Source organism: Arthrobacter psychrolactophilus, from assembly GCF_003219795.1.
Classification (GTDB): domain Bacteria; phylum Actinomycetota; class Actinomycetes; order Actinomycetales; family Micrococcaceae; genus Specibacter; species Specibacter psychrolactophilus.
Genome location: NZ_QJVC01000020.1, coordinates 12,049 through 30,543, shown reverse-complemented (window position 1 = coordinate 30,543; position 18,495 = coordinate 12,049). Strand labels below are relative to the sequence as shown.

At 58.5% G+C, this 18,495-nt stretch carries 20 protein-coding genes; 11 read left to right on the top strand and 9 right to left on the bottom strand.

The features are described 5' to 3' along the window. Positions 1-52: 52 nt before the first annotated feature. The gene (locus CVS30_RS14870) at positions 53-784 is read left to right on the top strand and encodes a polyprenol monophosphomannose synthase (protein WP_110486371.1); all 732 of its coding nucleotides are present in this window, start codon (positions 53-55) and stop codon (positions 782-784) included. Between the two features lie 79 nt (positions 785-863). Here CVS30_RS14870 and CVS30_RS14865 read toward each other — a convergent pair whose 3' ends face one another. The 4 genes from CVS30_RS14865 to yczR all read right to left on the bottom strand — a co-directional run bounded on the left by CVS30_RS14865 (position 864) and on the right by yczR (position 4,417). Next, positions 864-1,205, bottom strand: coding sequence for an RNA polymerase-binding protein RbpA (locus CVS30_RS14865; RefSeq protein ID WP_110486305.1), 342 nt, complete (start codon positions 1,203-1,205; stop codon positions 864-866). A 244-nt stretch (positions 1,206-1,449) separates the two neighbouring features. Then, a complete protein-coding gene (locus CVS30_RS14860) occupies positions 1,450-2,379 on the bottom strand; it encodes an SPFH domain-containing protein (RefSeq protein WP_110486303.1) in 930 nt (309 codons plus the stop codon). A 78-nt stretch (positions 2,380-2,457) separates the two neighbouring features. Further along, positions 2,458-2,943: an NfeD family protein gene (locus tag CVS30_RS14855; protein WP_110486301.1), complete on the bottom strand. Its 486-nt coding sequence runs from the start codon at positions 2,941-2,943 to the stop codon at positions 2,458-2,460. A 64-nt stretch (positions 2,944-3,007) separates the two neighbouring features. Beyond that, positions 3,008-4,417, bottom strand: a complete 1,410-nt coding sequence (gene yczR / locus CVS30_RS14850; RefSeq protein WP_110486299.1) for a MocR-like transcription factor YczR — start codon at positions 4,415-4,417, stop codon at positions 3,008-3,010. 60 nt (positions 4,418-4,477) lie between these two features. On the opposite strand from yczR, the gene yczE reads away from it, so the two are divergent. Then, a complete protein-coding gene (gene yczE, locus CVS30_RS14845; RefSeq protein ID WP_110486297.1) occupies positions 4,478-5,146 on the top strand; it encodes a membrane protein YczE in 669 nt (222 codons plus the stop codon). On the opposite strand, the gene CVS30_RS14840 is transcribed toward yczE, so the two are convergent. Next, positions 5,143-6,021, bottom strand: coding sequence for a putative RNA methyltransferase (locus CVS30_RS14840; protein WP_110486296.1), 879 nt, complete (start codon positions 6,019-6,021; stop codon positions 5,143-5,145). The genes yczE and CVS30_RS14840 overlap by 4 nt on opposite strands. Positions 6,022-6,094: 73 nt before the next feature. Beyond that, positions 6,095-6,736, bottom strand: coding sequence for a peptide deformylase (locus CVS30_RS14835; protein WP_110486294.1), 642 nt, complete (start codon positions 6,734-6,736; stop codon positions 6,095-6,097). A gap of 160 nt (positions 6,737-6,896) precedes the next feature. Between CVS30_RS14835 and CVS30_RS14830 the strand changes: the two genes are divergently transcribed. The 7 genes from CVS30_RS14830 (at position 6,897) to CVS30_RS14790 (ending at position 12,561) form a co-directional block, all read left to right on the top strand. Beyond that, positions 6,897-7,442 carry a GNAT family N-acetyltransferase gene (locus CVS30_RS14830; RefSeq protein ID WP_110486292.1) on the top strand — a complete coding sequence of 182 codons (546 nt, stop codon included), beginning with the start codon at positions 6,897-6,899 and terminating at the stop codon, positions 7,440-7,442. A gap of 46 nt (positions 7,443-7,488) precedes the next feature. Beyond that, positions 7,489-7,725, top strand: coding sequence for an ATP-binding cassette domain-containing protein (locus CVS30_RS14825; protein ID WP_220033929.1), 237 nt, complete (start codon positions 7,489-7,491; stop codon positions 7,723-7,725). A 72-nt stretch (positions 7,726-7,797) separates the two neighbouring features. Then, positions 7,798-8,802: a hypothetical protein gene (locus CVS30_RS14820; protein WP_110486290.1), complete on the top strand. Its 1,005-nt coding sequence runs from the start codon at positions 7,798-7,800 to the stop codon at positions 8,800-8,802. Further along, positions 8,799-9,113 carry a PadR family transcriptional regulator gene (locus CVS30_RS14815; protein ID WP_110486288.1) on the top strand — a complete coding sequence of 105 codons (315 nt, stop codon included), beginning with the start codon at positions 8,799-8,801 and terminating at the stop codon, positions 9,111-9,113. Before CVS30_RS14820 ends, CVS30_RS14815 begins: the two co-directional genes overlap by 4 nt. 638 nt (positions 9,114-9,751) lie before the next feature. Continuing rightward, complete coding sequence (locus CVS30_RS14805; RefSeq protein ID WP_110486285.1) at positions 9,752-10,162, top strand: RidA family protein; 411 nt, start codon at positions 9,752-9,754, stop codon at positions 10,160-10,162. A 54-nt stretch (positions 10,163-10,216) separates the two neighbouring features. After that, positions 10,217-10,792: a GNAT family N-acetyltransferase gene (locus CVS30_RS14800; RefSeq protein ID WP_245934630.1), complete on the top strand. Its 576-nt coding sequence runs from the start codon at positions 10,217-10,219 to the stop codon at positions 10,790-10,792. A gap of 1,328 nt (positions 10,793-12,120) precedes the next feature. Further along, positions 12,121-12,561 (top strand): cytidine deaminase family protein, encoded by a 441-nt coding sequence (locus CVS30_RS14790; RefSeq protein WP_110486280.1) that lies wholly within the window; start codon positions 12,121-12,123, stop codon positions 12,559-12,561. 36 nt (positions 12,562-12,597) lie between these two features. Here CVS30_RS14790 and soxR read toward each other — a convergent pair whose 3' ends face one another. Further along, positions 12,598-13,080: a redox-sensitive transcriptional activator SoxR gene (gene soxR / locus CVS30_RS14785; RefSeq protein ID WP_110486278.1), complete on the bottom strand. Its 483-nt coding sequence runs from the start codon at positions 13,078-13,080 to the stop codon at positions 12,598-12,600. Positions 13,081-13,446: 366 nt separating this feature from the next. Between soxR and CVS30_RS14780 the strand changes: the two genes are divergently transcribed. Next, the gene (locus tag CVS30_RS14780) at positions 13,447-14,115 is read left to right on the top strand and encodes a VOC family protein (protein ID WP_110486276.1); all 669 of its coding nucleotides are present in this window, start codon (positions 13,447-13,449) and stop codon (positions 14,113-14,115) included. A 25-nt stretch (positions 14,116-14,140) separates the two neighbouring features. Here the strand turns inward: CVS30_RS14780 and CVS30_RS14775 are convergent, their stop codons facing one another. Next, positions 14,141-14,896 carry a transglycosylase domain-containing protein gene (locus CVS30_RS14775; RefSeq protein WP_245934629.1) on the bottom strand — a complete coding sequence of 252 codons (756 nt, stop codon included), beginning with the start codon at positions 14,894-14,896 and terminating at the stop codon, positions 14,141-14,143. Between the two features lie 753 nt (positions 14,897-15,649). Further along, entirely contained in the window at positions 15,650-15,973 is a 324-nt protein-coding gene (locus tag CVS30_RS14770; RefSeq protein ID WP_110486274.1) for a GNAT family N-acetyltransferase, read from the bottom strand. A 106-nt stretch (positions 15,974-16,079) separates the two neighbouring features. Here CVS30_RS14770 and CVS30_RS14765 point away from each other — a divergent pair, with 106 nt between their 5' ends. After that, the gene (locus CVS30_RS14765) at positions 16,080-18,464 is read left to right on the top strand and encodes an ATP-binding cassette domain-containing protein (RefSeq protein WP_110486272.1); all 2,385 of its coding nucleotides are present in this window, start codon (positions 16,080-16,082) and stop codon (positions 18,462-18,464) included. Positions 18,465-18,495 lie beyond the last annotated feature (31 nt).

Below are 18,495 nucleotides of genomic sequence, written 5' to 3'. Positions count from 1 at the left end.
GTTGCGGCGCGAGGCCTTCCCATTCGCATTCATCACGGAAAGGCACCAATTGTTGCGTGTCCTGACGATTATTCCCACGTACAACGAGATTGAGTCGCTGCCGAAGACCCTGGCACGCTTGCGTGCGGCCGTCCCTCATTCCGATGTCCTCGTCGCGGATGACAACAGCCCCGATGGAACAGGCCAGTGGGCCGATGAGTTTGCCGCCAATGACCCGCAGGTGCATGTTCTGCACCGTGCCGGCAAGGAAGGCTTGGGCGCTGCCTATCTGGCAGGATTCACGTGGGGCCTGGATGCAGGCTATGACGTTCTCGTTGAAATGGATGCCGACGGCTCACATCAGCCCGAGCAGCTTCCCCTTTTGCTGGACGCCATCGAACAGGGCGCCGACTTGGTGCTTGGTTCACGCTGGGTTCCGGGTGGAAAAGTGGTTAACTGGCCGCTGCACCGCAAACTGATCTCCACGTGCGGCAGCCTCTACTCCCGCGTGTTGCTGGGCATTCCCGTGCGCGATGTGACCGGTGGCTACCGTGCATTTCGTCGCGGAACGCTCGAAGCACTGGACTTCGCCAAGGTGGAGTCCGTTGGCTATGGTTTCCAGGTCGATATGCTGTGGCGCGTCTGGCAGATGGGTGCCAAGGTCGTCGAGGTTCCCATCACCTTCGTTGAGCGTGAATTTGGCGCCTCCAAGATGAGCGGCAACATTGTCCAAGAAGCCATGCTCAACGTCACCAAGTGGGGCTTGAGTGCTCGCTGGAACAAGCTGACCTCTCGCAAGAAGTAGTTTTTTCGAGCCCACTGTGAGGGCGCAAAAAAGGTGGGAACCCGTGAACGGGTTCCCACCTTTTTGGTTAACGCTGGCTTTAGACCTTTTCGCCGCGGCGTTCGCGCAGAATCGTCAGGCGGTCTGCCAAGATGACTTCCAGTTCCGGAAGGGTGCGACGCTCAAGGAGCATGTCCCAGTGGGTACGGATCGGCTTGTCGTTGGAGGTGTCGGGAGCCTCGCCGTTGACCAGCAGGGCCTCCTTACCCGTCTTGGACATCCAGGTGGCCGGGATTTCAGCTTCAGACGAGAAAGTGACAAAGACCTGCTCGCCGTCGGCACAACGGTACTCGACGCTCTGGCGGGGGGCCGGCTCAACGCCGGATTCCGTCTCCATGCTCTGTGCGCCCAAGCGCATGCCACGTAGGCTGCGATCGCTCATGACTTCTCCCTCAAGTTGTTCTCTTACCCCACGACATTCATGGAGCAAGCGTGTAAACCCAGAATGCAAGCGACGAGCGCTGGCGTCCGAAGGTTTTTCGACATTAGTTTCAACGCATCAGGGCCGGCAGTTGTTCCTGCTCAGACAAAATACGAAAAGTGCGGCCGGGCAAAATGCCGCGCGGCCAAGCACCCATTATACGTGCTTGGCCGCGCTCTGTGGTGCTGAGTGTAAAACTGTCCCGTTAGGGCGCCTTGGTGAGGTTGACGCCGTCGTCCGCGTCTGGGGTGCTGGTCCCCAAAACGTTGCCGATACCCTTCAGAGCCTCGCCCACCTCACTGGGGATGATCCAGAGCTTGTTGGAAGTGCCGGAGGCGATCTTGGGCAGCGTCTGCAGGTACTGGTAAGCCAGCAACTTCTGCGTGGGATTGCCCTTGTGGATGGCGTCGAAGACCTTTTGAATCGCCTGGGACTCACCGTCGGCGCGCAAAATGGCTGCCTTCGCATCACCCTCCGCCTTCAAGATGGAGGACTGGCGTTCACCTTCAGCGGTCAAAATGGCCGACTGCTTGGTACCTTCGGCGGTGAGGATGGCCGCACGGCGGTCACGCTCGGCGCGCATCTGCTTCTCCATGGAATCCTGGATCGACAGGGGCGGGTCAATGGCCTTGAGTTCAACGCGGCTGACACGGATACCCCAGCGGCCCGTGGCCTCATCCAAGACGCCGCGGAGCTGACCGTTAATCTGATCACGCGAGGTCAGCGCCTCTTCGAGGTTCAAACCACCCACGACGTTACGCAGGGTCGTGGTGGTCAGCTGCTCGACTGCCTGAATGTAGTTCGCGATCTCGTACGTTGCCGCACGCGGATCTGTCACCTGGAAGTAAACCACAGTGTCGATCGAGACCACGAGGTTGTCCTCGGTAATGACCGGCTGCGGCGGGAAGGACACAACCTGCTCACGCAAGTCGAGCAACGGCAGGAGCCGGTCCACAAAGGGAATGAGGACCGTCAGGCCGGGGTTGAGGGTGCGCTGGTATTTACCCAGGCGTTCCACCACGCCCGCACGAGCCTGTGGAATGATGCGCACGGATCGAACAAGGACAATCACGACAAATATTAGTAAGACCAAGATGACGAAGAGCCACACGCCTGTGCCGGCACCGTTTCCCATGAAATCCCCTCTTTTCTGTGTTAAGAATGCGGTTGTCGCTGCTCTGGCAGGGTCAAGAACCTGGAGCAGCCATGAAGTTTAGGCCGTGGTTGCGGCGGGTCCTGCGGACGTGTGGGTCTGTGGGTAGCCGACGATAGCGGTAGCACCGTCGATGGCCTCAACCTCCACGGTCGCTCCTACGGGCAGCTCGGTTCCGCTGGTGATGCGCGCGGTCCAGATGTCGCCACCTATTTTCACTAAGCCGCCGCTGAGGCTCACGCTCTCAAGAACCACCGCGTTGTGTCCGATGAGGCGGTCAATGTTGGAGAGCTGATCGGCCGGCCCGCGTCGCAGATGTGCCAGTGCCAAGGGTCTGATGAGAACCGTGGTGGCTAGGGCCACCACGCAGAAAATGACGATCTGCAACCACAGCTCGGCGTGGAGCAAAAATGCCACGAGCGCCGCCAGTGCGCCTACTGACATGAGAATAAAGTACAGGTTCAATGTCAGCATCTCGGCGACAGCCAGCAGCAGAAAAACAGTCAGCCAGATGATCCAGCCGAAGTCATTAATCCATTCAAGCATTGCGTCCCCCTTGAGGCTCAATTCTGTAACTTTGAGCCTACTACGCACGCGCGGCAAATGCGGGTTAGATGACGGCTTGCAAGGGCATGCGCAGGGGGTCGGAACCGACGCCGTGGGCAATCCGCCCCAGAATCTGGATCCCCTCAGATAATTGCTCCTCGCTGTAACTGAAGGGCAGGCGCAGATAGCGTTCAAAGGCGCCGTCAATCCCAAAGCGGGGCCCGGGCACGATCCCCATGCCCTCGGCCCTAGCCGCGAGGGCCAGCGCAGAGCTCGAGACAGTTTCGGTGTTGATCCACAGGCAAAGTCCGCCGTCGGGAACCTGCACCTGCCATCGCGGCACATACTCCTTCAAGAGCCGGATGGCAGTGTCGCGTCCGCGGCGCAGATCCAGACTTCGACTGGCCATCATGGAGGGCATGTCCTGGATGAGTTTCGTGGCGACAAGTTGTTCCATCATGGGCGTGCCAAGATCGACGGCGGGACGGTTCCGCAGGAGCTGAGCCAGCACCTCCCGGGATCCACGAATCCACCCAATGCGCAGCCCACCCCACGCGATCTTGCCAAGGGAGCCAATGCTGATGATGTTGGGGGAGAAGGTGGCCATGGGCGGCATCTGACCGCGATCGATGTCCAGGAGCGCCGTCGTCTCATCGGCGACAAGGACCGTGCCTTCCCTGGACGCTGCAGCCGCGAGGTATTCGCGCTCGTGAAGTGACATGCTCATGCCCGTGGGGTTGTGAAAATCGGGCATGAGATACGCCAGGGTTGGCGCGGCGCGCCGGATTTGTAGCAGCGCCTCGGGCAAATCCCAGCCACCGTCTTGACGCACTGGGAAGGCAATCACTCGGGCGCCGGCTTGCGTGAAGGTGTCGAGAGCGTGGGGATAGGTGGGCTGCTCCACGAGGATGCGTTCCCCGGGCGAATACAAGGTGCGCGTGATGAGGTTCAAGGCGTTTTGGGCGCCAATCGTGACCATGATTTGATCAGGCGAGGTGGCCAATCCGCGGTCTCGGTAGCTTTGTGCAATGGCTTCACGTAGATCGGGCAGACCCACCAGGTCAAAACCGTCGTGCGAGAGATAGTTCGGCAGTTCCTCCACGGCGGCAGCGTAGGCGGCCTGAATTCCGGGATAGGCAGGGGAGGTGGCCTTGGTGAAATCAAGCGCCAGACTGTGTTGGAGGGAATGCTCGCCACGTTCCCGCCCAGGCAGTTGCAGGGTGCTGCCAGAGCCGCGCACGCTTTCCAGATAGCCGTCATCGCGCAATTTTGAGTACGCGGCCGCCACGGTGGTGCGGCTCAGGTCCAAGGCCTGACTGAGCTCCCGTTCTGCAGGGAGCCTAGCGCCACTGGAGAGTCGACCGTCCATGAGCAGCACCCGGATGCGCTCGGCCAGGGCTCGGTAGGCGGGGGCGCCGCTGCGCCACTCGCCTAGTTCACGGGCCAAGCGCCGACCGGTCACAAAAGAGTTCATGAATCCACATTAGTTGAATTGGACCTGTTGTATAAGTCCAGTTTCGCTAACACTTAGATCATGCGCTCCTTCTTGACGACTCAAAATCTGCCTTTACGCCTGCTGCGACTCACTCTTGGCTTGGCCCTCTACGGTGTCGCCATTGCTCTCATGATCCGCGGAAACATCGGCGCCTCACCGTGGGATGTCTTCTCGCAGGGGCTGTCCCGCACCACGGGCATTTCCTTCGGGGTATGCACCATCATCATTAGCGGCGTGGTTTTATTGCTGTGGATTCCGCTCAAGCAGATGCCCGGTGTGGGAACGGTGGCAAACGCAATTCTGGTCGGACTCTTCGCCGATCTGGGATTGGCCTTGATCCCTCAGGCCAATCACCTGGCTTTGCAGGTCTCGTCCTTTGCCGGCGGACTGGTCCTTCTAGCCTTCGCCACGGCCCTCTACATCGGAGCGGGACTTGGCCCCGGCCCACGTGACGGACTCATGACGGGTCTGGTGCGAGTGACGGGGCGCCCCGTCTGGCTCATCCGCACCGGCATCGAGCTGAGCGTTGTAGTGGTGGGCTTCTTCCTCGGCGGCGTTGTCGGTGCCGGAACCGCGGCCTTCGCGCTCGGGGTCGGTCCCATCACCCAGGTAGCCCTGCGCTGGTTGCGCGTGGACCTGCACGGAAAGTCCCGTCAGAGCGCCATGGTGGATGTCGCTAGTCCGCTGGAACCGGTGACGAACGACTAACTGCTGCGGCGTGGGCTGAAGGCGGAGATCCTAAAGGCGGCCGTGGCCGGGGTCTTCTGCGGCAGATGCGTCAGGCGCTGCGCCAAGTCCTCCGCCTTGGCATGATGTCCTGCAGGGCCCATGAACGCCACGTGGGCCACATCGGTGGGCGAGAGTTCCAAGGGCAGCAGGAGTTCGGTACTGTCCACGAGCTCGAAGTCCTCGGCCAATGACTGCACCAGCGCCGCTTCCTTGTCGTCCTGAATGCCCAACAACCCAGCATCGGCGGCAATTTCGCCGAGGTGCTGGGGGAGGGGCGTCACGATGAGCAAGGTGCCGCCGGGTTTGAGTATGCGGGCAAACTCGCTCGCGTTACGCGGGGCGAAGATGACAAGCACGACGTCGGCCAGCTTGGCTCCCAGCGGCAGCTCACGCCACAGGTCCCAGACAATGTTGACGGCATCAGGATTGCGACGAGCCGCCCTGCGCAGCGCAAATTTAGAAATATCCATCCCCACCGCGGCAGGGCTCTGCCCGGCTTTGGCTGTTGCCGCCAGCACTTCTTGGAGGTACCAGCCGGTGCCCGTGCCTGCATCGACAATGAGCGTGGCATCCTCACTACCACGTCTCAGATGAGCGGTGACCTTCTCGGCGAGGGCGTCCGCCAGTCTTTGGTAGTGGCCCGCGTCGAGGAAGGAGTCGCGTGCCGCCACCATCTCGGACGAATCTGGGACAAACTTGGTACCGGAGCCTGTCAATAGATTCAGATAGCCCTGACGGGCAATGTCAAAGCTATGGCCAGCAAGGCAGGTCATGGAGCTGCCACCCTGCTCCGGAGCGTGAAAGCCCTGTCCGCAATGAGGGCACAACAGGGCATTGACGGCAGTGATTTCCATACCCTCAATCCTAGTTTGCCGCAGCGGCGCTTTTGTTCGAGTGCTGAGCCGCAGCGTGGAGTCTTTGTCGCGACTAGAAACTCAGCCCGGCCTTCGCGGCGGCAATGTCCGGATTGGCCCAAAAATCGCCATAGTTGACATTGCTGGCGAGGGACCTGGTGTGCGCCTTGTCTATATATAAGGTGCCGGAGAGATGATCGGTCTCATGCTGGACGATTCTTGCCTGCCACCCCGAGAACCTGGCGGTCCGCGCGGTGCCGTATTCGTCGTCGTACGCCAAATCTACGCAGGCGGGACGATCCACGACCGCCTGCCAGCCCGACATGGACAGACAACCCTCGTAATGCGAGGCCAGCTCCGTGCCCACCGGCGTGTAGCGGGGGTTGAGGATGGCGAAGAGCTCGAGGGGTTCGCGCGCTCGGGCTAGGGCATTGGCCTCGGTGACCTCGTATTGGTCCTCAAGAACGGCCAACTGTAAGGGAATCCCGATCTGCGGCGCAGCCAAACCGACGCCGGGCGCGGCACGCATGGTCTCGGTCATGAGGGCGATGAGCGCGGTAAGCTCCTCCCGGCTGAGCTGGCCCGAGAACGGCAGCGCCTGGGCACGCAAAACCGGGTGGCCAGCCTGAACGATCGCGGGCAGTGTGTCACTGTCGAGGATGCTCGCGACGATGCGCTTGAGGTTGGCGTCGTCAAAGAGGGGCGTGCTAGACATGGTGATCCTTTTGCTTTTGGAAAGTACCTCCCATTGTGCCAAGTATTTGGTGGAGTGTATGCCGCGCAGGCCCGCGGGCTGGATCCTTTGTTACGCGGCAAGCCGCCCGCGAATTAGGGGCAGGCCACGGCGGAAATCTGCAACCGTGCATAATGGTCGGATGACTTCAGTGATTAAAACCGAACGCCTTACGCTGCGTCCCTGGCAAGATTCCGACGTCGATTTTGTTTACGATCTGTACTCTCGCTGGGTGGTGCAGCGCTTCATCGGCAACGAACCGGCCGTCATGGAACACCGTTCCGAGGCCGAAACACGAGTACGTCGATTCCAAGAATTAGACCATCCCGTACACGGCGTTTGGGCCGTGACACGCCAAGAGGACGGGCTGCCCGTGGGCACGCTCTTGCTCAAGCCCATTCCTGCCTCAGGAGAAGAGCCCTTGCAGGCGTCCGAGGACGTGGAAATTGGTTGGCACTTCCATCCTGACCATTGGGGCAATGGTTTCGCTTCCGAGGCGGCCGAGGCAGTTTTGGAACATGCCTTTGCTGGCGGACTTCCCCACGTTATTGCCGTGACCAACCCCGCTAATGAGGCCTCGCAGAGCGTGTGCCGCCGGATCGGGATGGAACATTTGGGACAGTCCAAGAAGTACTACAACGCCAAATGTGAGTTGTTCCTCGTGAAGAACCCGGCACTCGAGGCTTAATCGGCACATCCTTTTCTTCCGCCCCGGCGTCCCCACCTTGCACCATGTGGAGACGCCGGGTTTGTTGTCTCCGGAGGACTTTGCCCGCGGGCGATTTTCGGCGGTGGCTGTTCTCGCCTCAGAGGCGGAACTGCTCATTCTCGATGCTCAGCGACGAGGCGGAACAGTTCTGCTCCCCAGCCTTATTCTCGCCGAGATTGAAACTCTAGCCGACCGACTCAGCATCATTCGCGATGGTCGCATCGTAGCGCTAGGAACGCTGACGCAGCTCCGGGGCACGTGATGTCCGTGTTGCATCTGCATCGGATTTGAGACAGTATCTAGATAGAATCTATACCTAGATACTGGAGTTTGCATGAATCTGATCGACGAATGGCCCGAGCGTGACCGCCCGTGGGCGACTCGGTACATGGTGGCGGTATCTCAGCCGGAAGTGTCATCGGCGGCCATTGATGCCCGAACACGCGAGTTAATCTCCGCTTTGCGTGAGGCAGATACCCCCGCCGATGCGCTCTTCGGCGACCCAGGCGAGATTGCCGAAGAGGATGTCCGCGTCCTCGGCACCAATGAGGAGGCCGTCTCAGCTTCGGAGGGTGGCGGCGCCCGTCAGGGGCTGAACTTTATCGGCACCGCACTCACGTTCTTAGGAGTCTCCAGCGCGCTAGTCATGCTGACCCGCGGTGTCTGGCGGATGGATGTCGAGCTCGGCCCATTGTGCATAGTGTTCGGCATCCTGGGAGCGGCGATCGCGGCGAATCTCGCGTGGACGCTCTTCGTCGCAGGTAGGACTGGATGGACTCTTGTGGTCGGCGCTGGAGGTCTGGCTTTTATGGCCGGGTGTATCTGGTTCGCGGCGACCGTAGGGCCTGGCCATTTGCTGATTGCAGGAGTCCCGTTCTGGGTGCTGATGATTGGAATGACTCTGCCCGGCGTTCTTGTCCTGCTCGTCGCCCGTTTGGTTCCTCGGCGCCCCCTTCGAGCCGCATGGGCAGACGACCAGTGGCTCAGACGCTTTCGCGGCGCGATGCGCAGCCAGGGACTGTCCGGGGAGCTCGCTCGAGAGCACGAGCGGAGTGTGCGGGCCGGGATCGATGAGGGAGAAGGTGGCTACTATGCCGAGTTCGGCCACCCTGTCGTGTTGGCGCGATCCTTGGCCATGGACGATAACCCCGCTGCCATTCGCCGGTGGCGTTGGAGCAGCTCTTTCCAGGTGGCGGTGCCTCTCCTGATGTGTGTCCTCGTTTCGTTCAGCGAGTCATTTGGCGCTTGGCGATCACCCGCAATGATCTTCCTCTTTGTGAGCGGCATGGTCACCGCTTACACGAGCTGGCGCCATCGCCCGGAGGTGCGGCAAAGATGAGTCTCGCAGGCTGGCAGCGGGCATCCCTGCCGATGCTGATCCTCAGCGTGCTGGAAAGTCAGCCCCGACACGGATATGGCGTCTCGCAAGCGCTTGTCAAGGTTGGCCTTCAGCCCATCAAAGGAGCTCAGTTGTATCCGACACTCGTGAAGCTTGAAGCAGACGGAGCAATCTCCGCGACCTGGGAGCCGGCAGCATCAGGTCCTGCACGCAAGGTCTATTCCATCTCCGGTCCGGGTCGCGAGCAACTAGCCACCTTGAGGCTGGAGTGGGAGAGGTTCAGCAAGGCAGCCCGAGCGCTCGGTGTGTGAACGTGGCCACCTCGTCGAGTTCGAAGACGAAGTATATGCAAAACGGCGCTGGTGACTGGTTGGAACGGAGTGGCGAACACGCACAGCGCGCATCGTAGGGTGCCCCGCTGGGATTGCCATGAGCTCACTAGACATGTCGGTTGCCCTGGTCTCAAAACCCAGTTCGCGCACCGGGTGAGTCATTTCAGGGCAGACAGTGGTTCCACTTATGCGGGTGGTTGCTCTCTAGACGTGTTCTCTAAAGGCGTGCAGCGTTCGATCAGGGAGAGAGTTCGAGGTGTGATCGACCAATTCTGCGACGACTTTGGCTGTCTTCTTCAACCGATAGCCACTAACTAGCACGGGGATCGCCGTCCAGGCAAGAACGAGAAGTTTCATCCACAGGGGCGCGTCAATGAAAAACGCTATCACCACAGCAACAGGAAATATTGCTACACAGACGTGCCGGAACATACTCATGCAACGAACCTACCAGCCGAACTCTGCCAAGCTGCTGTTGTGCCTGTCGGGACCACCCTGGTGTGGCTTGCCGTAAAAACGAAGCGATTATCCATCTCAGTTAGAGTTGGTTTCTGGGCACGTGTTTCCTTCGATATGGTGGGACTTAATTAACCGTCAACTCAGTATTGAGGACAAGTATGCGGCAGTCTTTGGTCACACTTATTCGCTCTGAAGAACTCTCCGATGTTGCTGAGTATGCTTATGCAGCGACCGTTCCCAGCAATGCACGTCTCATTTTTTTGGCAGGGTCTTGCCCGTTGAACCAGGATGGATCGACTGCTGGGGTCGGCGACTACCGGGTACAAGCTGCCAAAGCTGTTGAGAACATGCGCATTGCCCTGGAAGCCGCAGGCGCGAGCGTGGAAAACGTCGTCAGTACACGGGTCCTCGTTGCTTCCTCAGACCAGGCGGACCTCGTAGCAGCATGGGAAGTGGTTCGTGCAGCATTCGGTGACCACGACGTTCCCAGCACCCTCATGGGCGTCACTGTTCTGGGCTACACGAACCAGGTCGTAGAAATTGAAGCCGTCGCGGCTGTTATCGACTAAGCATCTGAATGCCCCGTCATGATGTTGTAGTGATGAGATTGGACGATCCTGAAGTTGAATGAGCCAGCAATACCGTCCGGCGACTTTGCTCGGCGGAAACAACCCGTCCTAGAAGTCCATGATTTGGTGCTCCGGCCCTGGGACCTCACTGACGTTCCGGTACTGGTTCAGGCCTACCAAGACCCGGCAATCATGCAATGGCATGGAAAGACCATGACCATCGATGACGCCCAGGAATGGGTGCTTCACTGGACCGCCCGCTGGCAAGACGAGTCCGGTGCAGGCTGGGCAATAACTCGCGGTGGGGAAGCGATTGGACAGTTCAGTTTGCGACGCATCGATCTGGACAACGGTTCCGGTGAACTTTCTTACTGGATTCTCCCTGAAGGCCGCGGCGCCAATGTGGCACCTAAGGCCCTAAACGAATTATCTGCATGGGCCTTCGGAAGTGCAGGTTTCCACAGACTCGAGCTTGCACACTCCGTTAACAATCCTGCTTCATGCAGGGTCGCCCAAAAGAGCGGATACCCCGAGGAAGGTGTGAAGCGTCAACAGTTGCACCATGCTGACGGATGGCACGATAGGCATACGCATGCTCGCTTGGCATCAGATCCGGGCCCGATAAGCTGACACCACCAGCAGGTCGGCGACTGTCCAGAGGTTCGGCTTGCGGGTACTAGGGGATGATATTTATCGTTGCGCTCCACACATTGGCAGGGAATTCCCATCAGAGGAGTGTCCAAGTTCCTTAGAAGTGGGACATGTGGAGTCGGTGATCTTCTCGCTGTTGGAAGTTGAAACGGGTCTGACGATGTCGTTAGCACCGGCCAAGAATCACGGCATCTTTGGTGCTGGATTGATCCCGCATCGAGGATGTGATGAGGAGGAGAATAGTCTCGGCCAAGCCCGCAACGGCCCACAGGAGGACACATTCAACAAAGAGCATCGCCTCTACCATCCCGCCGCCCACTCGTCCTGATGAGGATCCGGAATGGTCAGGATCCTCAGTAGCCATTCCCGCCAGGAAAAGGCGATTGCCATGACAGGGAGGCCCGCCAGCAGTAGCCAAGCGGTGTACTTTGCCTCCTTCCTGCTGTGAACCCGCAGGGAGGCGTGAAGCAACCAGAAAACGCCGACAGAAAGGGTCAGCAAGTGAACAGGGTTCATTCTTCTAGAATTTCAGTCGGGGAACAGTGAAGCGTCCTGCCCAAGGATGATTCTGCAGGGGAGTGGTGTGTTTCCTTGGATCTTGGCACCGTGTCCGATTTCGTACCCTCATCGTGGCCCCTTATGGAACGGACAAACGTGGATCAAATTCAAGCCAACGTTTCCGGTTTCGACAGCCCGCGAGTCCCAACATGGATCACTACATCACCGTAAGTCGATATGACACTAGCCCGTCAGTATCAGTTGTCATTGCTGTTCTGCAGCTGGTTCCGCCTACGAGCATCCCAAGGCCGTGAGGATGACGTTTGAAATGACATGGGTCCGAGCGTGTTTTGTCGGGTGGAGGATCCTTGTGCGGACAGCCGACCGCTTGTGGTCCGTATCTGAGTTCATCTACGTCGTTCTGACGCCATGGGTGGGCCGACGTCTTGCTACTAGGTTGGGCCGTTGGGAGGTTTGCCTTGACGGCGCCACGTCCGATTCCGCGCGAATATTGACACGGACGATCGGGGACGCCTGGCTGTAGGGGTACGGGCCGAGCTGCAGTTGGTATCAAGTAATCCTCTTGTGATTATCAGTGACATCCCTGCCCTTGAGCGGTTTCGGAGGGGTGGCGCGGAGTTGGAACGGCGATACTATGTGGCTACCGGTGCCGAAGCGGAGGAGCTTGACGAATTCAACGAACGATTTGCTGGGGCCGTGGCAGCTGTTCGTGGCCGTAGGGGATGATGTGCCCTGCAAGGTGTCGGCCGTATTTCATGGGGCATTGAACTGGCACCTATGATCGCGATATGACGAATTTGTTTCCGCCCTCGGCCCTAGCCTTGTCCGACATAGAAAACGCGTTGGTGGATTTTGCGAGAAATACTATCGATGCCACGACAGACGCTGGCCCGAACGAAGATGGTATCCACACGATGGGTGCGGCCGTCAGGGCAGCAGATGGACGCATGTTTGCTGGCGTAAATCTCTTTCATTTCACGGGCGGCCCTTGTGCGGAATTAGTCGCGTTGGGTGCAGCGCGTGCTGCCGGCGCAACGGAGCTGACACACATTGTGGCCGTGGGAAATCATGGTCGAGGAGTGAAGAATCCTTGTGGACGCGATCGGCAAATACTTGCCGATCATTACCCGAAGATCCGAGTCATCATGACAACGGGCCAGGACCTTGTGAGTGTCTCCGCCGGTGACTTGTTGCCGTTTGGCTATGACGCCAAGGCGGAGCAGCTCTAAGTCGTCACCTGAGCAGAGTAGAGACTTAGCTTCCGATTAGCTCTTGGGGCTCTCGCCGTCGTACTCCATGCTCTTTCTGATCCAGCGTGACCCGGGGCCTTCGAGGGCTGCTTCGTCATGGGGATTGAAGAGGTGGCATTTCTTGAGGGAGAGACAGCCGCAGCCGATGCATTCGTCGAGTGAGCCTTGAAGTTTTTCTAGCTGGCGGATTCGCCGCGCCACCATGAGCGCCCAGTGCGTGCTCAGCTGGTGCCATTGATCTTGGCTGGGTGCCCGATCGGAAGGGAGCTCGGCGAGTGCCTCAGCGATCTCTGTCAGTGTGAGACCGACCCTTTGCCCCGCGGCGATGATGGCTAGCCGTCGCAAGGTGTAGCGGCGAAAGAGCCGCTTATTACCGGATGTGCGTTCCGAAGTGATGAGATTTCGCGATTCGTAGTACCGGATGGTGGGTACCGACAGCCCCGCTCTGCTCGCGATTTCTCCAATGGGCAGAAGGCTCTTGGACTCCGACGTCGTCATGGACTCATGCTTGCATGTCGCGAGCTTGACCTCAAGTTAGCTTTAGCTAGTTCTATGGTGGCAACGCCCCTCGAGTTCAAGGACTAACATGACTGCCATTTTGATCTGTGACGATTGCGAAGTAGCCGACGATCGGGTTCCTAGCGTGGCCCCCGCGCCAGAAGCCGAGGTGGCAGGTGAGCACCGCCGAAAGTTGCGGTTATTGCGCAAACTAAACCGCAGCGAAGACCGGTCACGGCAAGTTCCCAAAACCTTGCGCCCTCACGAATCGATCCAGAGCCTGATGGTCGGAAGCCTCGGCTCACGAATCATGTGACGCGAAAGATGATCACGCAGAAGAAACCTCACAGAAAAGGCTTGGTAAGTATGAAAATCTTCAACGTATCCCTCACGGTCCGCGACCTGGGACAAGCGGTCCGGTTCTATCGCGACGTTTTGCAGTTTCCTGTTGAGGTGACCTCCTCGGGAGCGGAAGTCACGGTAGGTTTCAGTCGGCTGTCCCTGGCATCGGGGGACAGCTTTGAAGGTGCCCATCACCTTGCCTTCGGAATCTTGCCACAGGAATTTGAGCTTGCACACAAGTGGCTTGCTCGTCGTGTTGAGCTGCTGACGGCGGAAGGAACAGAAATAATTCTGGGATCGGATGAGTGGAAGTCGCGTTCCCTATACTTCTTCGGTCCAGAGGACATTGTGCTTGAATTTATCGCTCGCGACGCCGATATGACGGATGGTGATCCCGCCGTCGATAGTCCTCGTATGCTGTCGATCAGCGAAGTGGGGTTTGGTGTGGCAGACGTCTTGGACACCGTAAGGGTGCTGTCCGAGGAGTTAGCCATTCCCCATTTCTACGATTGCTCGAGTACCTTCGCATCTATGGGTAACCACGACGGTCTGCTGATCGTGGTGCAGCAGGATCGCGTGTGGTTTCCAACGGCGTCATGCCGTCCGGCTCGTGGCCCGCTCCACGTTGGCCTTGGACCAGCGGCTCCTAAGTCGCGGCTTCAAGTCAGCTCAATGATCACCGTAGTTGCCTGACACATTGAGCTCTCTCCGGAAACGGTTATTTGCCTGCCAAGAGTTTCGCGACGTCTTTCGGCATCGTTGAGCAGCCGTTAGACGCGCCCCTAGTGGAGGCATGGTCAGAGGCTGAATCGTGAATTCCAATGGTAGCCACAGCCGCTTCCCAGCCGCCGAGGCCGGCTATCAGCCACGGGACGCGTTCGTTAGCTTCCCGGAGAATTTCTGGGGTTGCTCGGATGCCACCGTTGACGTCCCGCGCCACGGTGGCCGGGAAAGGCAATATTCCTGCGAGCTGTGCGGCTTGATACTCCGTCATGGCCGACGGTGGCGTGTTGAAGTAGTACCACGTGGCCGCGCAGATTCCATAAATTGTGGGACCAAACTGAGCGTAGTTGAGGTAGAGCTCCATGATCCGCTGATCGCTGAGGGTATAGCTGAACTCGGTGGCGACGACGGCTTCTAGGCCTTTTCTGACGGCGTTTTGGTCTGCCGAGAAGAAAATGTTCTTGGCGAGCTGCTGGGGGATCGTTGAACCGCTAGGGTCTGCTTCTCCATCAGCAAATGCTTGAATGCGATTCTTGAAATCGTCGTAATCGAAGGCGCCCTTGCGTGCGCCCAGTAACTGATCTTCATGAGCGATTGTGGAGGCGATCATGTATCGGCTGACATGGTCGAGGGAGACGTACTGATACACAACCGGACCGTTATTCTGAAGCATAAAGGACGTGCGTGGGGGAGTGACCCAGACGTAGCTGACCGGGATCAGAAGGCACACCACCAGTAGGGCTGTCGCCACGAGCACTCCACGTCTCAACCATGCGAGGACAGATCGCTTCCTGATCCGTGTTGCTGCGTCATTGCCGTCTGCAGGTAGTTCATCCCCAGGCCGATGAATGAACTCGACATCGGATTCTAGCCGTAGGCGGGAGCCGAATGGTGGGTTCGGACTGTTTGCCTGATCTTCTAGATGATCCTCTCCAGAAGGATCATGGGGAGATAGCAGCCTGTTGGCCTTCACGCGCCAACTCCCTTCGGCAAGTTCTTACCCACCTAATTGAGATGGTCTTTCAATTATACGTTACAGAATTGTGCATATTGACATTCTTGATTGATTTCAGGGAATCAATCAGGAGCAATTTTCAATCATCAAGAACGAAATTGGTGACGTTCACAACAATCCCCGTCGTTTTATCGATTTTTAGATGTTTTTGGTCGCAAGATTCCTAGGAAAATTGAGAATCGCCTTGGTTTTATGGAAACCAAGGAGGGCAAATCTCGCTCGGCAGAGTCCTTGCCGTCAGTGACGTGCCCCGAGTTGCAGAATCTTAGAGCGCTGACATGAATTGCTGGGGAAGTGGGCGGATTTGATCGAAAGGAAAGTTGAGTGCAACTTGCAATATTTTGAATTAACTACTCGATGTACTTTCAGTCAAGAATTATTGATTCCTCAAATTTTCCATCGGGATGAAATTTGAAGCAATTGCGACAGCATTAGACGCCTATCCTGAGTGAATTCTATTTACCAAGGCCAACGGCTGACTGATTGTTTTCATTTTCTATCGCCGTGTAAGTTCTTTTTCATTCTGTAGTTGGTCAGTTGTACGCCAAGCATCATCGGATGTTGCTCGGCCTGAACGGTGAATCCATGGTGCTCAAAGAAGGGACGTGCCGTGATGCTGACGTTGGCTGTCAGCTCACTCATTCCTTCTGAATGGGCCACGTCTTCAATATGGTGGAGCAAGTGATGGGCCACTCCGCGCCGTAGGCAGTCGGGGGCCACGAACATCATGTCGATGTATCCGTGGCCGTCGACGTCGGAGAACCCAGCCGTGACCCCGTGAATCGTCGCAATGTAAGAATTTCGCGCCTGCATCGCAGCTGCGTTCCCGGAGAGTGTCGTGGCCCCCGGATACAGTTAAGGTCGAACCTTGGCATCCTTGCCCGGAACAGCTAACGCCGTCATACAGAATTGAGAGACGATGCCCTCGAACGCAGGCACCTCCTTGAATACACCTCATGCTGCCGATCGTCACGAGCTGATTCGGGTTCGGGGAGCCAAGGTTAACAACCTCAAGGACATCAGCGTTGATATCCCCAAACGCCGCCTCACGGTCTTCACCGGCGTCTCAGGTTCCGGCAAAAGCTCCCTCGTGTTTGGCACCATTGCTGCGGAGTCGCAGCGGATGATCAACGAAACCTACAGTGCTTTCGTCCAGGGCTTCATGCCAACCTTGGCCCGCCCGGACGTCGATGTTCTCGAGGGGCTGACGACAGCGATTTTAGTCGACCAGGAGCGCATGGGAGCCAATCCCCGCTCCACCGTGGGCACCGTAACCGACGCCAACGCCATGTTGCGCATCGTCTTTAGCCGCCTGGCCCAACCCCACATTGGATCCCCACAGGCGTACTCCTTCAACGTCGCGTCGATCTCTGGCGCCGGCGCCGTCACCATTGAGAAGGGCGGCGAAAAGATCAAGGAACGCCGCAGCTTCTCTATCACCGGCGGCATGTGCCCGCGCTGTGAAGGCATGGGTAGGGTCAATGACTTCAACTTGGAGGCCCTGTTCGACGCCGAGAAGTCACTTTCCGAAGGCGCCCTCACCGTCCCGGGGTACAGCATGGACGGCTGGTACGGCCGGATCTTCGCCGGTTCCGGCTTCTTTGATATGGACAAGAAGCTGGGCAAGTTCACGAAGAAAGAACTGCACGATCTGCTGCATAAGGAGGCCACCAAGATCAAGGTTGACGGCATCAACCTCACCTACGAGGGTGTCATCGTCAAGATGCAAAAGTCGATGCTGGCCAAGGACGTCGACGCCCTGCAACCGCACATCCGCGCCTTCGTGGAACGCGCCGTCGTCTTTACGACCTGCCCGGAATGCAACGGGACCAGGCTTGCCGAGCACGCCCGCAATTCCAAGATCGACGGCGTCAGCATTGCCGACGCCTGCTCCATGCAGATCAGTGACTTGGCGGACTGGGTTCGTGGCCTTGATGAACCATCCGTGGCACCGCTATTGAAGTCGCTGGGGGAGAGCCTTGACTCTTTCGTGGACATTGGACTGGGCTACCTTTCCCTGGACCGCCCCTCCGGCACGCTTTCCGGTGGCGAGGCGCAGCGCACCAAGATGATCCGCCACCTGGGCTCATCACTGACCGATATCACCTATGTCTTCGACGAACCGACCATCGGCCTGCACCCGCATGACATTGCCCGGATGAACAGGCTTCTGCTGCAGCTGCGCGACAAGGGCAATACTGTTCTTGTCGTGGAACATAAGCCGGAGGCCATCGCCATTGCAGATCACGTGGTTGATCTGGGGCCGAGGGCCGGAACGCTCGGGGGAGAGGTGGTATTTGAGGGGACCGTTGAGGACTTGCGTGCCAGTAACACCTTGACCGGTCACCACCTTGATGACCGGATCTCCCTGAAAGCAGCGCCTCGTAAAGGTTCCGGAGTCCTTGAAATCCGCGGCGCCCACGCCAACAACCTCAAGAACGTCGACGTCGATATTCCCTTGGGCGTCCTGAGCGTCATTACCGGCGTGGCTGGATCGGGCAAGAGTTCACTCATTCATGGTTCGGTCTCCGGACGTGAAGGCGTGGTGACAGTCGATCAGGGTGCGATCCGTGGTTCACGACGCAGCAATCCGGCAACCTACACGGGTTTGTTGGAGCCCATTCGCAAGGCGTTCGCCAAGGTTAACGGCGTGAAGCCTGCCCTGTTCAGCGCCAATTCTGAAGGTGCGTGCCCCACCTGTAACGGCGCCGGCGTCATCTACACCGATCTGGGCATGATGGCCGGTGTCTCCACGGTGTGTGAGGAATGTGAGGGTCGACGGTTCCAGGCCGCAGTCCTCGAATACCATTTGGGCGGCAAGAACATCAGCGAAGTCCTATCGATGTCGGTGGACAATGCTGAGGAATTCTTCCGCGAAGGTGAGGGCAAGCTGCCCGCCGCCCACAAGATCCTGAGCCGCCTCTCCGACGTCGGGCTGGGTTACCTGACACTGGGCCAGCCCCTGACAACCTTGTCCGGAGGGGAACGCCAACGCATCAAACTTGCCACACATTTGGGGGAGAAGGGCGGCATTTATGTCCTCGACGAGCCCACCACCGGCCTGCATCTGGCCGACGTCGAGAAGCTCCTGGGACTGCTGGATCGGCTCGTGGAGTCGGGAAAAACGGTCGTTGTGATCGAACATCACCAGGCTGTCATGGCGCATGCCGACTGGCTCATTGATATTGGTCCTGGCGCCGGGCACGACGGCGGAACGATCGTTTTCGAGGGAACGCCGGCCCAGCTGGTGGCTGGCCAAGAGACACTGACGGGCCAGTATTTAGCGTCGTACGTGGGAGCCTAGTGCCTCCACTGAGATATTCGCTGCGGCGAGA

Excerpts from the sequence above, each read along its gene's own strand:
- CVS30_RS14865 (WP_110486305.1), bottom strand. The coding sequence starts at position 1,205 with ATGAGCGATCGCAGCCTACGTGGCATGCGCTTGGGCGCACAGAGCATG.
- CVS30_RS14860 (WP_110486303.1), bottom strand. The coding sequence starts at position 2,379 with ATGGGAAACGGTGCCGGCACAGGCGTGTGGCTCTTCGTCATCTTGGTC.
- CVS30_RS14855 (WP_110486301.1), bottom strand. The coding sequence starts at position 2,943 with ATGCTTGAATGGATTAATGACTTCGGCTGGATCATCTGGCTGACTGTT.
- yczR (WP_110486299.1), bottom strand. The coding sequence starts at position 4,417 with ATGAACTCTTTTGTGACCGGTCGGCGCTTGGCCCGTGAACTAGGCGAG.
- yczE (WP_110486297.1), top strand. The coding sequence starts at position 4,478 with ATGCGCTCCTTCTTGACGACTCAAAATCTGCCTTTACGCCTGCTGCGA.
- CVS30_RS14840 (WP_110486296.1), bottom strand. The coding sequence starts at position 6,021 with ATGGAAATCACTGCCGTCAATGCCCTGTTGTGCCCTCATTGCGGACAG.
- CVS30_RS14835 (WP_110486294.1), bottom strand. The coding sequence starts at position 6,736 with ATGTCTAGCACGCCCCTCTTTGACGACGCCAACCTCAAGCGCATCGTC.
- CVS30_RS14830 (WP_110486292.1), top strand. The coding sequence starts at position 6,897 with ATGACTTCAGTGATTAAAACCGAACGCCTTACGCTGCGTCCCTGGCAA.
- CVS30_RS14820 (WP_110486290.1), top strand. The coding sequence starts at position 7,798 with ATGAATCTGATCGACGAATGGCCCGAGCGTGACCGCCCGTGGGCGACT.
- CVS30_RS14815 (WP_110486288.1), top strand. The coding sequence starts at position 8,799 with ATGAGTCTCGCAGGCTGGCAGCGGGCATCCCTGCCGATGCTGATCCTC.
- CVS30_RS14805 (WP_110486285.1), top strand. The coding sequence starts at position 9,752 with ATGCGGCAGTCTTTGGTCACACTTATTCGCTCTGAAGAACTCTCCGAT.
- CVS30_RS14790 (WP_110486280.1), top strand. The coding sequence starts at position 12,121 with ATGACGAATTTGTTTCCGCCCTCGGCCCTAGCCTTGTCCGACATAGAA.
- soxR (WP_110486278.1), bottom strand. The coding sequence starts at position 13,080 with ATGACGACGTCGGAGTCCAAGAGCCTTCTGCCCATTGGAGAAATCGCG.
- CVS30_RS14780 (WP_110486276.1), top strand. The coding sequence starts at position 13,447 with ATGAAAATCTTCAACGTATCCCTCACGGTCCGCGACCTGGGACAAGCG.
- CVS30_RS14770 (WP_110486274.1), bottom strand. The coding sequence starts at position 15,973 with ATGCAGGCGCGAAATTCTTACATTGCGACGATTCACGGGGTCACGGCT.
- CVS30_RS14765 (WP_110486272.1), top strand. The coding sequence starts at position 16,080 with ATGCCCTCGAACGCAGGCACCTCCTTGAATACACCTCATGCTGCCGAT.